Here is a 13,959-nt window from a genome sequence, read left to right on the forward strand (position 1 = left end):
CCTGCAGAAATATTGGAAACGATTAACGGCGGCCTTTTTGCCAGATGGCGTGCTGCGCGAAGGTGACGTCCAGTCGATCCGGTTGCTCAGCGCGCAACAGGATCCCGGCAAGTTGTTGCCGTAGCGCTTGTTCATTGAGATCGGGGTCCTGGCTCTGCACATCGAGGATCAGCGCTACCTCGTCGTTCGGCCCGGCGTTCGGCCGTACCCAAGCCTCGGCACTGACGATTCCGGGCAGGCTTTCGACGATTTCGCAAATCGAGCGGGGACAGAGCTTTTCCCCTCGGCGCATGACGAACGTCGGTTTACGCTGGCGGAAGAACAGATAGCCATCCGCATCGATATGGAAGTGATCACCGGTGGCGACCAGGCGCTTCTGGCCGCGCAGCGGCGGCAAGCGGTCCGTTTCACCGGCACGGATGCGCCGCTGCATGGCGGTGTCTGTGACCACCAACAACTCCCCTTCACTAGCACCCGGCGCTCCTCCCAGCTCGACCTCGACCTCCGGTAACGGCCGACCGACCGACGCGTGCCGTTCGGCGGGCTCGAGGTGCGCGGCCAGCGTCGCTACGCGTGGGCCGGCCTGGGTCAGGCCATAGGTCAGATAGAGCTCGAGGTCCGGGTTGCGGGCCAGCAGCCGCGGCACAAGATTGGCGGCCAAGGCGTCGCCACCGATCGTCAACCGGCGCAGTGAGGGCGGCAGCCCATCCAGGTCCGCCGCACACAACGCCGTAACCATCACGGGCGTCAAGGAAGAGAGGGTGATGCCAAGGTCCAGGAGCGTGCGGTGATAATGGATCGGAGTGAACGGCGGCGTAGCCAGGACCACCTCGTTGCCCAGGACATAGCTGCTGAGCAACTGCGCCACGAAGGCGAAAGAGTAGAATAGCGGCAGGTTGATCAACAGCCGATCGGCGGCGCTTTGGCCAATGGAGGCGGCATGTCGCCTAGCGTTGAGCAGTAGCGCCGCGCTGTCGAACACACAGCCGCTGAAGATGCCGGAAGTCCCAGAGGTGAGCAGCACCACTTCGCCTGGTTCGTAGGGCAGGGTGACGATGTCCTTCAGTCTGGCCCATTGCAGTTCGCTCGATAGCCGTCCGGCCTCCCGCGCGTCGAGCGCCTTGATGGCGGCGCCGCAGGGCAGGATCAACAGGTCGGCGCCTAGTAGTTTGGCGAAGCGGCGAATACGTCCAGGCGGTGCTGCGTAGGGCAAGGGGGTCGGTACCGCACCCAGCAGCAGCAGCGCAAACAGCAAGGCCACGAAGTGGGTCCCGTTGGGCAGCGCCACCAGCACCGCGCGTCCGGGCTTGACCCCGAGGCGCTGCAAGCCCTCGCACAGGGTGGCGAATCCCTCAAAAGGCTCGCGTCCGCTGCCCGCTTCCATAGGCAGTACCCGCTCGAAGAGCGCCTGGACGCCTTGGGTGTCGACAACCACATTCATGGGCTCACCTGCTCGGTCTGCAGTTGCAGCAAGGTGCAGCGCACTCGATGCTGTGCGCCGTCCGTGTCGTGGGCACTCACCAATACGTAACTGGCAGCGCCGCTATCGAGCCAGTCCCGGGCGAGTAGGGCGGCCGGCCTCAGGCCGCCCTGGGGGGGCATGGACAGGACCAGGCTGGGACCGCTAAAACGCAGCAGTTGGCCTGGCAGGCTGCAGACCAGTCCCGGACAGGCACCGGAAAAACGTAGCGGCGACAGGCGATTCCTACCCAGACCGCGGGCGATATGCTGCATGGTGTGCAGGGTGCAGACGTCGCTCACGACAATGTGCCCCACCGTCTGGCCGGCGGCCAGCACCGCATCGCGGCAGTTGTCCAGGACGTAATCCACGGCCTCGAACACCAGCCAGGACAGTGGATCGGCATAGGCGGAGGCTTTTTGCGCCGCGCCTCCCTCCGAGCCAAGGGCGGCCACTGACTCCGCTTGACCAAGGGCGTTTAGATGGTAGACGCTCCAATCGAGGTCGGTCATCGCATCGCCTCTCGTGCACGTTGAAAGACTAGGCAGGTATCGAAGCCACCGAAGCCTAGGGTCACGCTGATGCCGACCTCGGCGGGACAGGCAAGCGCCGTCCGCATGGCCAAGGGCAGCGCTATCCCTGTCAGGGGATTTTCCAGGCCGACGATTGGCGGTACCTGCTGGTTACCTAGCGCCAGCAGGAGACTGATAGCCTCCAGCGCGCCGGTAGCCCCGAGCGTATGCCCGAAGGCGCCCTTGGTGCCGAACAGCAGTGGAAGGCGTGGCGAGCTGGCGAATAGATCGCTGTAGGTTTTGGTTTCGACCTCGTCGTTGAGCCGCGTGCCGGTACCGTGGGTACTGATGCAACCGACTTCGTGGGCGGTAAGGCCCGCGTCGCAAAGAGCGCGTCGTACTGCCAAGGCCAGACAGTCGCCCGACAGGTCCGGCGCGACCGCGCTCACGGCGTCGTTGGCCGAGCCAGCCCCGGCGAGGATGCCGTAGGGCCGCGCGCCCCTGGCCAGTGCGGCGGCCCGCGTTTCCAGCACCAGAAAACCCGCGCCTTCGCCCAGTACGGTCCCGCTGTGCGCGCGATCGAAGGCACGCAGACCGTCCGCCGACAGCGTACCCAGTTGCGAATGCCCGAGCCGCTTGGCCGGGGTGAGGATGTCAGCACCGCCGCACAGGCAAGTATCGGTGAAGCCCCTGCGAATCAGGCTCAACCCCAGCAACAGCGCATCGGCCCCTGCCGAGCAGGCCGTGCTAACGGTGATCGGCGCGTGCTGGCAGCCTGCCTCTCGCGCCGCCTCCACCGCCCAGCGGGAGAGCGATTCGGTCTCCGGCACGTCCAGATGGTGCCCATAACTGGTGGCCAGGACCGGCACCACTTCCTCGGTAGCTTTCGCCAGTCCAGCGTCCTGCAACGCCCGGCGCAGGGTCGCCACCGTCAACCGGTGCTGACGCTCCGGCAGCGGCAGGGCTGGGTCTAGGTCGGGCAATGGCGAAGCCAAGGGACTGCGCAGCGCAACAGGGAAGTCAACCGAGCGGATGCCCGAACGTCCGGCGAGCAGGCTTTGCCAGACGACTTCCAGATCGTCGCCCAAAGCGGTTGACCAAGCCATCCCCGTGACCCATACCTCCACGGGGCGGCTCACCATAGGTGCTCTCCCAAGTCGGCGAGCGACTTGCGGACCAGCGAACCCTTGAGCATCCCGACACTGCGACCGTCCACCGTCGCTCGGCAACTGAAAGTGAAGAAATCCGGCCTCAGGCTTTCGCAATCGAGCTGGAAGATCACCAGGTCGCCCGGTACCACGGGGCGGGTGAAGCGCGATTTGATCGAGCCGACCAGCGTCATCTCATCGCCCGCCAGGCGCGAGGTCGATAGCTGGAACAGTATGATCGCCGACTGAGAAATGGCCTGCATCAGGTGGCTCGCCGGGTAGATCGCCCGTTCCGGGAAGTGGCCGGCGAGCGCGTCGGTCTGCCCCGATACCGCCATCAGCGTCTTGATCTGGACGCCTGGCTCGTAGTCGAGCACACGATCCAGGTACACCATTGGATGGCGATGGCGCAGCCAGGTCTTGAGTTCGGTGAAGCCCATAGTGCGTTGTGCACGGGGCTGCTTATCGCTCTCGGGAAGGCTCATGGCGATAGCCCTCACTTGGCCTGCAGGGCGGTCAGCAACTGGGCCAGCGTGTGGACCGAGTCGAAGTGCTTCGGATTGAAGTCCTCGTCCTCGATTTTGACGCCGAAGGCGTATTCGCACTGGGCCCGCAATTCGCTGAACCCGAGTGAATCCAGCCCCAGGGCGTTGCGTAGGTTGGCGTTGAGGTCGATATCCGCGCGGGGCGTGCTGATGAACAGGTCATCGACCAGAATGTCGACGATGGTTTTTTCGATCTCGTTCACGTTGAGAGCTCCAGTGGTGGGCAAAGGGTTGGTATCGGGGCCGGCTGTAGAGCCGGTCCCGCAGGCAACGCGCGTCACTGACGGGGCTAGGTCGATGGGGCGGCGCCGAGGATCTCTCGGTAGTCGCTTGCCAATTGTTTACGGCTCACCTTCCCCGCGGAGGACAGCGGAATACGTTCGACGAACAGGTATTGGCGGGGGTGCTTGTATTCTGCGATCAACGCCTTCAAGTGCTGCTTCAGCTGTTGCGTGGGAAGCTCCCGCCCACTGGTAGTACGCAACAGAGCGACTGGGCGCTCGCCGATGGTGGCATCAGGAACACCGAACACCACGGCTTCGGCGATGTCGGGCAGCTTGAGCAGCTCCTGCTCGACTTCCACGGGGGAGATGGAGTAAGCGTCGCATTTCAGCATGTCCTTTTCCCGACCGATGATGAGATAACCGCCATCGTCCTGGCGCTGCACCAGGTCGCCCGTAGCTATCCAGCGCGCAGCAGGCAGGCGATCTGCATCCTGGCCGTTCCACAGTCCCGGGGTATTGGCTGGCGAGCGAATCAACAGCTCGCCGTTCTCCGTCTGCTGCAGCGCGACGCCAGGCAGCGGCCAGCCGATCGATGACTGCTCGGTGGCGGCTACATCGGGTTGGCAGAAGATCGGGCCAGACTCCGTCGTACCGTAGGAACCACGCAACGTGCCGCCCCATAGGTTGTGCCAACGCCTACCCAGCTTCGGAGGGCAGGGGTCACCGCCGCTGACGCTATAGGTGCTCGTCAGAGAGGGAAGGGGGGTGGCTGCCGATGCCTCGCCTGCAGCGAGCAGATTATTGAAGTGCGAGGGAGCGCCTTTGAGAAAACTCAGCGGCAGTCGTTGTAGTAGCGCCAGGGTCGTCTCCGCCGTAAGTACGGGTAGCAACACGACGGCCCGCCCCAGACGGTGCGCGGCCAGGATCATCAGGATGCTCCAAGGCACGATCGCATCCATCATCGAATGGACGGCCCCCGTGTCGAGGGCACCTTGGGCCGTGCGGGGTGGCATCATAGCCTTCATCAGATCGACGGCCTGCGCCAGGGTCGCTTGGGAATGCACGATACCCTTAGTTAGTCCTGTGGTGCCGGACGTATAGAAAATCGCCGCGAGCGAATCCGCGTGGCTAGGCGGCCGCTTACTTGGCGACGAGACGAGCAGATCGGACCAGGGCAGATACTGCTCCTCCTTGAGCGCTTCCTCGCCCGCGACGATCCAGGCCCGTTCCACCGTGGCACTACCCGCGATCACAGCGGCGTAACGGCTGTAGGTCTCCTGGTCGCCGATGTAGTAGCGGGCGCCGCTGTGGTGGAGCAGATGCTCAATTTCGCCGGTGACGAGGCGCCGATTGATAGGCACTGTCACTGCGCCGATTTCCAGGCAGGCATAGTACAACGCCACCAGTTCCAGCCGATTACCTAGGTGAATAGCCACGCGATCGCCCGGCTGCAGGCCCGCTTGCAACAGCCCGGCGGAGACTTTGTCGGCCAGTTGTGCCAGCTCTGTGAAGGAAACCGCGCGCTGATCTTCCACTACGGCCGTGGTATCCGGCTGCTGGGCGACGACGCTGCGGAACTCAGAAATCAGACTCATGCTAGATCACCTTTTTTTGCACCTGCGTGCAGATCGGAAAATACGAGGCGTGTTGTGAAGCTGCGTCCCTAAGCAGGACCGGATTCAAGGGCCTCCGTACGGGAGGCCGTCTTACAGACGTACCGGTCCGCTAATGCTTGGTTTTGGGAGGGCCCACAGTCGCGAGCAGCGCATGGTGTCGGAGCATAAAGCGCTGCTGCGGAAGCGTCGGCTTCATTGATGCTGCCCGGTCAAGGAGCAGAGGCGGACAAGTCTGAAGCCCCATTGGGAAGGGGGAGTGGATTAAGTCCGCTTGGCGTAAGGCACCTGCAAAGCCGTTTTCTAGAACGGTTCTGTAACGCTGAATGACTGATCGCAATGAGGGTAACCTTCGCCAAAGTATTATCATCGGGACGCAAACCATCTGCTCGTTCAGGGAGATAGCCCACGCTCAACCACGAACCTACGTTAAAGGCATAATGGGCTAACGCCCATCGTCCATTTTGACCAAAAGCTCCCTAGGCGTAACGACCTGCAATCTGAATGGCCTCGACCTGCAATCATCGCGTTTTTCGACCGGGATTGATTGCGTCTATCCGATCCGGCAAACCGGGATTATTTGCGAATGAACCTGCACTCATCTGGTTAGACCTGCTAGCGACCGGCATGAACCAGAATTAGTTGCGAGTGACCACTCGCCTTCTAGAGCTTAAAGAGACAAATTTGACGATGGCCGTTTACGGATACACTCGTGTTTCCACAAGCGATTAAGATTTCGTTCTGCAAGAAAAACTTTGCGTGAAGCGGGTTATGATGTCGCGCGCGCCGAGAAAAAAGGCGGGGCTAGCCGGGTTGGTCGGACGGATTTGAAAACACTGCTCGATTTTCTACGCCTTGGCGATACGTTAGTGGTGACGCGTGTTGATCGTCTCGCGCGGAGCATCAAGGATCTTCAAGACATCGTTTATACATTCAAAGAACGTGGGGTTAGTCTCAAGAGGACGGAGCAACCAATCGATACGCAGAGCGCAGCCGGAAAAGCATTTTTGAACATGCTGGGCATGTTTGCTGATTTTGAAACTCACCTGCGACGCGATCGGCAGCTGGAAGGAATTGCTGACGCTAAAGCTCGTGGTGTTTTTACCGGGGCCGCAAACCGTCGATTGACCCGCTGTAAGTTCAGCGCTTATGGACCGAAGAAAATCTAGGTGCCACAGAAATTGCTCGAAAGCTCGGCGTTGGTCGTGCTTCAGAGTATCGAGCTCTAGCTCAAAATGGACGCCAAACGTAGTTCCATTCCTGTTGACTCGTTGCTGCAATTACGGCAACGGCTTGACCGCTTACCGAAGAAAAGCCCGGAGCGGGCTACACAAGTGGCCGCGATAGCTGAGTTGTATGGCGTGTCCCCCAGCGCCGTGTACCGGGCGCTGAACCTCATTTATAAACCCCATGCGGTCCAGCGTGCCGATCGCGGTAAGTCGCGTGTATTGCAGCAGGCCCAGCTGGAACGCTAATGCGAGCTGATCGCTGCGCTCAAACTACGTACCACGAACAAGCAAGGGCGTCACCTTTCCACTCTGTTGGAAGATTAAGGAGTGGAAACTGAGCAAGGCTTGGTCAGGGCACCTGACCGGCGAGAAACCTGTCTCAGCTGAGTTGGTGGAGTCCGTGCTGTCGCGGCAACTGGATGATTTGGAGCCTACCCTGACGCGCCATGGCTGTCGCATCAAGGATCTGGTCGAGCGGTTCTGTGCGGGGGGGCGGCAGGTAACTGCTGTTCCTACCGCGACCGACCCGGTTCGATCGGCTGCCAGTGCGCCCATCATGTGGCGAAAGACAGGGTTGTTGATACCGCCCGACCCAAGCACGTCGCAGTCGATGCGCTGGAGCAGCACCGCGAGATTCTGCGGGGCCACCATCTCGAATGGCCTCTTCCAGGCTTCCCACGTTGCGGTTGCAGAGGGATGGCGAGACACCCATTGGTTCAGGGCATTCAAGGTTGAAGGCGGCAGATCAACTTCTGCTGCCATAGAAGGGATTCGATCAATACCTGACCTTCTAGCACACCTCTTTGTAATGAGCACCGTGGATAGGATCTCGAAGGGCTTGATCCCACGCGACGAAATCAGCGCTTGAGATGTTCTTGAAGATTCCAAAGCACTGTTTGATCGCCATTCCAACTATCGAGAAAGCCAACCTAGGTTCGAGACCATTTATTCCATGCTCCAGTGCCGGGCTCTAAGTCGAACGCAGCCGGAAGGAATGCCCAGGGTAGACATTCTCCTGATGCGACTCGTCCGGGAAATGACGACGCTGAATCCCCAGAACACTGCCGATACCGAAATTTAAGCAAAGGTAAAGCAAGCAGCGGTGATCGCATTGGGCCTCTCGCGCCGGTAATCCGTGCATTCCAGTCGAAGACGCCATCCCTGAGCCACGCCTTAATATCTCCACCCCAAGGCAAGAGGACGACCTGGTGTGCAGATGGGATGGGCTTGGCATACACGGTCACCAAGACGGCTAGCTTAAATACCAGATCAAGCATACCCGCCCACACTAGAAGCACTTTTAGCTCCTGATCCGCACCAGCCTGACACGACACCCCATCGAAGCACAGATTTCCCTGCCTTTGCGCAGAAGCGAGCCATAGATCTCGCCGTCTTGGTCGCCTGGATAGATCTGCAGAAACCCCTCGCCATTCCTGAAGTACTTTTCGCTTATACGTCGCTCGATATCGTCCATGCCGCCCCCGTTCCCTTGATGAATGGTGGCGCACATAAAAGCCTCCAATGGTTATATGCCACAACCCATTTACATCGTGCTACCCGCAAAAAACAACCTACTCGGTCGTCGGCGAAAACAGCCACTAATTAACCTTGAACCAAACCGTGACATTTCTCAGCTCCACCGTATGCGCTTGCCGAACTCACCCTCTGACCTCCAGCGCTTAGGGCGCTTGATTTTCGGTTTAGCGATATGGACGATTCATAAACGATGAATTTATGTAACCGTCCGTCCGGGCCATCTTCGAACCTCGCTCGGGCGGGGGATCAAGCGTCGGGTTGGCTGATGAGGGTGGCCGTCACAACCGAGTTTGAGCGTCGCTTAGCTGACCTCTCAAGCGGTTTTGCTGAGTCACTCCTTGTCAGCTTTCAGCCAATACCGATCAACTGTGCTGAGTCCAACGCCAAGTCTCCGAGCGACTTCTGTTTTCGTAGATCCCTCTGCCTTCAAGGCTTGAATAGACTTTCGGGTGATCTCAGCGCGCTTGCCGCGAACCCCCTCATGCACTTTTGTGTCGGCAGTGTTGCGCAGTCTCTCAGCATCAACGTGTGCTCTTATTTGGTGGTCCTGCCTTGTCCGGTAGTCCTCCAAGCTCAAAGCGGCTAAGCGTGCTTCTGCTGCAAAAAGCACCAAGCTTGGTGTTATGCCCAGACAGTCACAGATTGAGTGAAGCTTCTCAATAGAAATGCTTCGCTGGCCTCGTTCGACGCCGGCAAGGTATTCGCGACTAAGAGCTGCCGAACAATCCTCCCTACGTAATCCTGCTGCCACTCGAATTTCTCTTAACACCTGTCCAAGGGCTTCCCGATATTCCATGAATAATCCGTGGCCTTAAAAGAAACTATAAGGCCACGCTTTGACACCCATCATCGTGTACCTATAAGATTACGAAGTGGTGATGTTGTGAGATTTAGGCTTCTTTTTTGATCGCACGAGACCGTCCACTGCTCATGGTGCAATTCCCCAACTCAAGTGGTTTAACGTGCTTGGCTAGCGACACACAATGGTGTAACCAGTGATATACGTGCTTGACCCCGTCACCAAAGACGTCGATGCAAGGTCGCACTGCGAAGTTGAAGGCCTATGTTTCTTAGCAACAATTACGTGCATCCAGACAGGGAAGCGAGACAGAGCTGCAATCGTTCGTTGCGCCTATGAGCTTCAGGCGTACCTCCTCAACGCTGAAGACGTTGTGATCGAAGGAGTCCAGATGCTATGCCCGCCGGCTTTGACCGGTAGAAGCGTCTGGAGTCTGGAGGAACTGGTAGAGATCATCTTCTTCAATGGCGTGGATATTGATGAATCCGCAGTGATTTATCGGACATCAGGAGGGACATACAAACTAGGTGATCTCGATCTTCGTAGAAAGAAAACATCGCGCGCTTGGTTCTCCGAGGCACAGGTTCGCTCCCGTTTGCCCCGAACCTCTGATCGTGCGATCGAGCTGAGCGAGCAACGTCTTTATTCCGCGAGGCGATAAGGCGAATTTTTGAGTCGCTTTATCCGAGGCGAGCTGCTGATAACAACGAGGAATCCGATGGCGGTTTTGAGACTACCTGCAGAGGCGTTGAAGGATGCCAGAAAAATTGTCTGCTTCTCTGGTGCAGGGATTTCTGCTGAGAGCGGCATTCTGACGTACCTAGACCAGATGCCTAAGTTGTGGGCACCTTATGACCCTCGTGCGCTTGAAACAGCCAACGCCTTCCGCGAAAGCCCAGCATTGGTTTGGGGCTGGTACCTATGGCGACGGCGCCAGGTAGACCGCGCCCAACCCAACGCAGCACATTTAGTGTGGCCTCAAATGGTTAATCTTGGCTACGAGGTTTCTGTCGTCACTCAAAACGTTGATGACCTTCATGAACGAGCCGGGTCTACAGATGTGATTCATCTCCATGGCAGTCTTACGATGCCCAAGTGTTTCGCTTGCCATCGACCAGCCGAGCTGACATCTGATCAGATGGAAATACCGGATGAAGGAGCGCTCGTCGAACCTCCCCGCTGTAAAAGGTGTCGAGGCAAGTTGCGTCCTGGCGTTGTCTGGTATGGAGAGGATCTGCCACCGGGCACATGGAAGAATGCAGTTTCACTCGTGAAGAACTGCGATGCTCTGATATCTGTGGGTACCTCTGGAGTAGTTACTCCGGCTGCTGATCTCCCCCACATTGCACTGGCGTCGGGAGCAACGGTTATTCATGTCAATACTGTTGATGTCGGAGCGCAAGCGGCTAATGAACTCATGCTCGTAGGTCGGGCTACCGATGTGCTCGCGAAGATTCACGAGTCTCTGTCGACCGGGAAGAACAATGACAATGGTTGATGAGCGAACCCGTAGCGTTGTTCAGGCGGGCGAGTTTCTGGCTGAAATAGTTAAAGACACTGCGTTGCCAGACTTCATCCGTAATGAGGCCAAAAGGCTGTTACGTCATTACCCCAGTGCACACGAAGTCTGGCTGGCCGGGCGTCTCGAGCTGTTAAGGCAAAATGAAATCCTTCAACTCTCTACTACGCCCGTGCCTTTGCCAGCAGTCCTCCTAACCTGGCCACTCTGCGAACCGTTTTTTTGCGATTCTCAGGACAAAATGTGACCGTCAGCCGTGCCGGTGTCGACCTGATGCGATGGGGATTGAGAAGCCTAAACCCACAGGTGGCCATCACATGACGAAGCGTTACGGCTCGATGTATGGGGAAGTCTCTTAGTCTCTTTTTGAGCACATACCCGCGTTGATTAAGATGCAGGCTTGGTGGGGGTAAGGTTGTGAGTCAGAGCTCATTTCCCATTTTATGACGATGTTGGAGCTGTTCTATCTCATGCCTGCCATGAGGAAGTGTCAATCCTGTCACGCCTACCCGGGAAGTCGCGCTGGATCGAGTGTCAATCAAGCGGTATTTCAGTCTAGTTACTGTCAATAAAGCGTATATGGATTGACGGTCAACCAGTGTCACGAGCATCTCTCATGGAGTATATATTTTACTGGTTCTGGAGCCTGTCAATCTTCAGAGCACTCACGTGGTACAAATCATTACTGGCCGGATGATCCGTTGGTTGCGGAGGCGACGGCTAGGGTGAAGCCGCGGGGGACGTAGTACTGAGACGGCTCGAAATCGGAGCTGTATTGTCCGAACTCTGAGGCGTCGGCATCCGCGTGTCTCAAGATGCTGCAATGGTTCATGAAGAGATTCTGAAACGTTGAGAGAGGTCGAGGCTCTCGCAAGGAGATTCTGTAACGTGACCCGAGACGGATAACTGCACCCGCTAGCATCACTCCTCATCGTTATGAATCACGACCAGCAATTGCGCCTGCTTCTCCCCAACCGAACGTAAACGATGCGGTTTTTGTGCATTGAAATGCAACGCATCCCCGCAACTGAGAATCACCCTTTCATTCATAAAATCCACCTCGACTTCGCCCTCGTGGACGAATAAGAACTCCTCACCAAGGTGCTCTTTGAATGTCGAATCGTCGAAGGTCGTAGGTGGGCGAATGATGAATGGCAACAGCGTGAGGTCTGCGATTCTGTGGGCTAATACAGCATAGTCAGCCCTGTGACCGTTATACGGTAGGGACTGGCGCTCGTTGCTTCTGACTAGGCTATAGCTGGCGTGTGAAGTCGATCTTTCCGTAAAAAGCTCTTCAACACTCACGTTAAACGCCGTTGCAAGCTTTAAAGCTGCTGCAATCGAGGGCGTGTTCAACCCTCTCTCCACTTTGGACAGGTAGCTCTTGGTCAAGCCTGTTTTTTCGGAAAGTGACTCAAGGGTCATTCCCAGCCGTTTTCTTAACATTTTCAGTCGGATAGACATCTACCATTTCCGTAAAAAGCTTTTTCCAGTTGACAATGACACAATGTGTCATATATCTTCATTTGTGTCATATGCATTCTACCTGATCATCAGCGACACATCAGGTGGAACCTTTGACGGCATATTTCAGGTGGCTTCTAAGGACGGACATGGCTAAGACATTAGCATTACCAAAGGATCAGCTTGTCAAGCAGGCCCTTGAAAAGATGCAAAGCAACCTCGCTGACAACACATGGACTGAGCGGGAGAAGCTGGCATTGACGTGCCGTATTCTCTATGAAAACGGCCATGATTCTGGACTCTCTGGACAGATTACGACTCGTGGCCCAGAGCCTGGTACTTACTACACCCAACAGTTAGGTATGGGCTTCGACGAAATAACAGCAGGCAATTTGCTTCTGGTAAATGAAGATCTTGATGTCCTGGAAGGCAGCGGTATGCCTAATCCCGCTAACCGTTTCCACAGTTGGGTATATCGCGGCCGCACAGATGTGATGTGCATGATTCATACCCACCCGACTCATATTGCGGCGCTCTCAATGCTCGAACTGCCTTTGGTCGTTTCGCACATGGATGTATGCCCGCTGTACGACGATTGCGCCTTCTTAGAGCACTGGCCGGGTATACCGGTAGGGAATGAGGAAGGAGAACTCATCACGCGTGTGCTCGGGGAGAAGCGGGCGGTTTTGCTTGCCCATCACGGTCAGTTGTCGACAGGGCGAACAATCGAGGAAGCTTGTGTTACCGCACTGCTGATCGAGCGCGCCGCTAAGCTGCAGTTGCTGGCCAGCGCAGCAGGTGAAATCAAGCCCATACGACCGGAATTAGGGCAAGAAGCTCACGACTGGATTTCCAGGCCCAAACGGCACAGCGCAGCATTTAACTACTATGCGCGGCAAATACTGCGTCGGCATGCCGACTGCCTGAACTGAACTAAGCCATTTGCTTTACTGGAGAGACATGATGTCTACCCCTTCCATACACGGAATAATCGGTTACACCATTACCCCCTTTACTTCTAATGGAGAAGGCATTGAGCTCGATGCGCTTGGCCGCTCAATTGATCGTCTGATCAGCGGAGGCGTTCACGCAATTTCCCCGTTAGGCAGCACTGGTGAGGGGGCTTACCTGAGTGATATGGAGTGGAATCAGGTCGCTGAGTACAGTCTTTCTCATGTTGCCAAGCGCGTACCTACTATAATCAGTGTGTCGGACTTGACCACTGGTAATGCTGTAAGACGGGCGCGCTTTGCAGAAGCCCATGGCGCTGATGCCGTCATGGTGCTCCCATCATCATATTGGAGGCTGAGCGAACAGGAAATCCTGCAGCACTACCAAACTATTGGTGACTCCGTAAGTTTGCCAATCATGCTTTATAACAATCCGGCTGTCAGCGGTACCGACATGCCGGTGGAACTTATTTTACGGATTTTCGATGCCGTGGAAAACGTTACGATGGTCAAGGAGAGCACTGGCGATATTCAGAGGATGCACAAAATGCACCTTCTCGGAGAAGGCCGGGTGCCATTCTATAATGGGTGTAACCCTTTGGCGTTGGAAGCGTTCGCAGCTGGCGCTGTAGGTTGGTGCACTGCGGCGCCCAACCTGATTGCTGACTTGAATGTAGCACTGTATAAAGCCATTCTTGGCAATGAGCTGCGTAGCGCCCGCGAGCTATTTTACAGGCAGCTTCCATTGCTGGACTTTATACTAAAAGGCGGATTGCCGGCGACCATCAAGGCAGGTCTCCGCATGTCCGGGCTAGAGGTTGGAGATCCACGGTTGCCGGTGTCTGCATTAAGTGATGATGCCTGTCTTGAGTTGCGCGCCTTACTGGCTAACGTGCGACAGGAAGATGTTACACGCTGAGTGAGTTGCCGCCTGAGCCTTATGTTGTCTGGCTTCGCCGGC

At 57.1% G+C, this 13,959-nt stretch carries 14 protein-coding genes and 2 pseudogenes; 7 read left to right on the plus strand and 9 right to left on the minus strand.

The window, feature by feature from the left end:
• Positions 1-22 precede the first annotated feature (22 nt).
• The 6 genes from POR16_RS03660 to POR16_RS03685 all read right to left on the minus strand — a co-directional run bounded on the left by POR16_RS03660 (position 23) and on the right by POR16_RS03685 (position 5,483).
• The gene (locus tag POR16_RS03660; protein ID WP_005894393.1) at positions 23-1,441 is read right to left on the minus strand and encodes a class I adenylate-forming enzyme family protein; all 1,419 of its coding nucleotides are present in this window, start codon (positions 1,439-1,441) and stop codon (positions 23-25) included.
• Entirely contained in the window at positions 1,438-1,971 is a 534-nt protein-coding gene (locus POR16_RS03665; RefSeq protein WP_005894391.1) for a hypothetical protein, read from the minus strand. The genes POR16_RS03660 and POR16_RS03665 overlap by 4 nt, the downstream gene beginning before the upstream one ends.
• A complete protein-coding gene (locus POR16_RS03670) occupies positions 1,968-3,077 on the minus strand; it encodes a beta-ketoacyl-[acyl-carrier-protein] synthase family protein (protein ID WP_005894389.1) in 1,110 nt (369 codons plus the stop codon). The genes POR16_RS03665 and POR16_RS03670 overlap by 4 nt, the downstream gene beginning before the upstream one ends.
• Positions 3,078-3,106: 29 nt before the next feature.
• A complete protein-coding gene (locus POR16_RS03675) occupies positions 3,107-3,604 on the minus strand; it encodes a 3-hydroxyacyl-ACP dehydratase FabZ family protein (protein ID WP_011105118.1) in 498 nt (165 codons plus the stop codon).
• An 11-nt stretch (positions 3,605-3,615) separates the two neighbouring features.
• The gene (locus POR16_RS03680) at positions 3,616-3,867 is read right to left on the minus strand and encodes an acyl carrier protein (RefSeq protein WP_005894385.1); all 252 of its coding nucleotides are present in this window, start codon (positions 3,865-3,867) and stop codon (positions 3,616-3,618) included.
• Between the two features lie 86 nt (positions 3,868-3,953).
• The gene (locus tag POR16_RS03685) at positions 3,954-5,483 is read right to left on the minus strand and encodes a class I adenylate-forming enzyme family protein (protein ID WP_005894383.1); all 1,530 of its coding nucleotides are present in this window, start codon (positions 5,481-5,483) and stop codon (positions 3,954-3,956) included.
• A gap of 759 nt (positions 5,484-6,242) precedes the next feature.
• Between POR16_RS03685 and POR16_RS03690 the strand changes: the two are divergent.
• A pseudogene (locus tag POR16_RS03690) lies at positions 6,243-6,753 on the plus strand (recombinase family protein).
• Positions 6,737-7,051 (plus strand): annotated as a pseudogene (locus POR16_RS03695) (IS481 family transposase); the annotation flags it as partial. The pseudogenes POR16_RS03690 and POR16_RS03695, both read left to right, overlap by 17 nt.
• Positions 7,052-8,030: 979 nt before the next feature.
• Here POR16_RS03695 and POR16_RS03705 read toward each other — a convergent pair.
• Entirely contained in the window at positions 8,031-8,240 is a 210-nt protein-coding gene (locus tag POR16_RS03705) for a hypothetical protein (RefSeq protein ID WP_005894374.1), read from the minus strand.
• 357 nt (positions 8,241-8,597) lie between these two features.
• Positions 8,598-9,062 (minus strand): helix-turn-helix domain-containing protein, encoded by a 465-nt coding sequence (locus POR16_RS03710; protein WP_005894372.1) that lies wholly within the window; start codon positions 9,060-9,062, stop codon positions 8,598-8,600.
• Positions 9,063-9,261: 199 nt separating this feature from the next.
• Between POR16_RS03710 and POR16_RS26515 the strand changes: the two genes are divergently transcribed.
• The 3 genes from POR16_RS26515 to POR16_RS26870 are packed head-to-tail and all read left to right on the plus strand — an operon-like array spanning position 9,262 to position 10,831.
• Entirely contained in the window at positions 9,262-9,726 is a 465-nt protein-coding gene (locus POR16_RS26515) for a hypothetical protein (protein ID WP_005894370.1), read from the plus strand.
• Positions 9,727-9,783: 57 nt separating this feature from the next.
• Entirely contained in the window at positions 9,784-10,563 is a 780-nt protein-coding gene (locus POR16_RS03715; RefSeq protein ID WP_005894368.1) for an SIR2 family NAD-dependent protein deacylase, read from the plus strand.
• Complete coding sequence (locus POR16_RS26870; protein ID WP_005894366.1) at positions 10,556-10,831, plus strand: BPSL0761 family protein; 276 nt, start codon at positions 10,556-10,558, stop codon at positions 10,829-10,831. Before POR16_RS03715 ends, POR16_RS26870 begins: the two co-directional genes overlap by 8 nt.
• 674 nt (positions 10,832-11,505) lie before the next feature.
• Here the strand turns inward: POR16_RS26870 and POR16_RS03720 are convergent.
• On the minus strand, positions 11,506-12,048 hold the full coding sequence (locus tag POR16_RS03720; RefSeq protein ID WP_024670298.1) for a helix-turn-helix domain-containing protein: 543 nt from the start codon (positions 12,046-12,048) through the stop codon (positions 11,506-11,508).
• Between the two features lie 149 nt (positions 12,049-12,197).
• Between POR16_RS03720 and POR16_RS03725 the strand changes: the two genes are divergently transcribed.
• Both POR16_RS03725 and POR16_RS03730 read left to right on the plus strand, forming a co-directional pair.
• A complete protein-coding gene (locus tag POR16_RS03725) occupies positions 12,198-12,980 on the plus strand; it encodes an aldolase (protein WP_024670297.1) in 783 nt (260 codons plus the stop codon).
• Positions 12,981-13,011: 31 nt separating this feature from the next.
• Entirely contained in the window at positions 13,012-13,917 is a 906-nt protein-coding gene (locus POR16_RS03730) for a dihydrodipicolinate synthase family protein (RefSeq protein WP_005894353.1), read from the plus strand.
• Positions 13,918-13,959: the final 42 nt, after the last annotated feature.

It is taken from the genome of Pseudomonas coronafaciens pv. oryzae str. 1_6, assembly GCF_000156995.2.
GTDB classification, from domain to species: Bacteria; Pseudomonadota; Gammaproteobacteria; order Pseudomonadales; family Pseudomonadaceae; genus Aquipseudomonas; species Aquipseudomonas tremae.